Source organism: Novipirellula artificiosorum, from assembly GCF_007860135.1.
In the GTDB taxonomy this organism is placed as follows: domain Bacteria; phylum Planctomycetota; class Planctomycetia; order Pirellulales; family Pirellulaceae; genus Novipirellula_A; species Novipirellula_A artificiosorum.
Genome location: NZ_SJPV01000058.1, coordinates 1 through 1,621, shown reverse-complemented (window position 1 = coordinate 1,621; position 1,621 = coordinate 1). Strand labels below are relative to the sequence as shown.

Sequence of the window (1,621 nt, the reverse complement as noted above, 5' to 3'; positions counted from 1 at the left end):
TGTTGGGTGGCATATTCGCGATGACTGTACAGACGATGCTGGAAATGCCCTATTTCCAGGACCTCTTGCGCTCCGGCATACACGATGAATGTTCCAATATTTTGCAGAGTGAAATCAGGTTACCGAAAACAGTGAAGTCAAGAACACCGTTATTTACGGTCATTCTTGCTGCAGACGCCTTGTTGCATTGGAATGCACCCGAGAGGTTTTGCCAGATCCTCGCTAATAAAGGTGATTTTGAGCAAGCAAACGGTTTGCCGCACCAATTCGGACGAAAACTCCTTCCATCGACGCGCGCCGATGGCCACACCGCCTAAACTGCGCGCGTCTGCAAGACGAAAATCCCGGGTATTCAAGTTGATTGCCCTCACTACACGACATTCATTCGAGGTCAATTCCGACGAACGTCCCGATGACGCCGCCGCCCAGCCGAGCGCTATACAATCGACGGTCCGATCAATATCGCTGCCCGCTGCCAATTCGATTACGTCGCCGCGGGGAGGAGAAACCTGGGAAGCGGGCGCGAAGCACGATCTGAACGGCAGGCCAACCCTTTTGCCGCCACAGCAACAGAATTGATCACGTACTGAAAATTGAAAAGTACTGAAAACAGGGAGAGTGATTGTGTCCAAACAAAGTCAGCTTATTCGCCAGACGGCCTCAGCCTTGCTGGTTTGCGGTCTAATCACCAGCCTGTTGCCCGGTTTGGCCGTCGCGCAGAACCCGTCCACGAGTGCAGTCGCGATTGTTCCGCTCGATGGGCCGGTGCTGGCCGGCAAGCCCGTGACGTTCAAACTTAATGGCAATCCGAGCAACCCTCACTGGGATCTCGGAGACGGGGCGACGGTTGACGGCTCGTCGGTCACCCACACCTACCAGGAACCAGGGATTTACCGCATCGTCATCGGATCCAAAGTGGGCGACACTTTCAACGAGCTATCTTCCGCCATCGTGCGAGTCCACACGCCGAAAACACTGCACTTGCCGCAGGTCCTTCTCGACACCGACGCCCGCAACGAAGTCGATGACCAGCATTACATCGCCTACGGCCTGTTCAGCAACGTGGACGTGCTGGGCATCAACAGCGCCCATCACGGTCCCCACCGCATCAATCACTTTGGCGCTGCCCAGGAGCCGATCAACTATGGTGAGATTCTCTATATCATCGAGCTCAGCCGCATTAGCGGCCTGTTAAAGCATCGTTCTGAAAACCAAATTCCGCAGGTGTTCCACGGCGCCAAAGTACCGTTGCAGGTTCCCGCCAGCGGCACCTGGTCGGACACGCAACCAATCGAATGCGAAGCCAGCGAAGCGATTCTGGCGGCGGCTCGTGGCGCTTCGCCCGACAATCCGGTGTGGGTCTTGCCCGTCGGGCCATGCACCAACATTGCCAGCGCGATTCTTCTCGCCCGTGAACAAGGATTGGACCTGAAGAGCCGAATCAAAATCGTCTGGCTGGGTGGTGGCCCAGAAAAGGTCAACGTTAGGAGTCATAACGGAGGCAGTGACCCTTGGTCGGTCTTTGTGACCGGTCAGAGCGATGTCGATTTCTGGATCATCCTGGAGAATCCCACCGGTGCCAGCATCACCATGGACAAACGCGCCGAGTCGGGACTCTATC

2 protein-coding genes are annotated in these 1,621 nt (G+C 56.0%); both read left to right on the top strand.

Features of this window, described 5'->3' with window-relative positions:
* A partial coding sequence (locus Poly41_RS33720) for a hypothetical protein (RefSeq protein WP_231616163.1) occupies positions 1-317 on the top strand: 317 nt, incomplete at its 5' end.
* Positions 318-624: 307 nt separating this feature from the next.
* A partial coding sequence (locus tag Poly41_RS33715; protein ID WP_197232006.1) for a PKD domain-containing protein occupies positions 625-1,621 on the top strand: 997 nt, incomplete at its 3' end.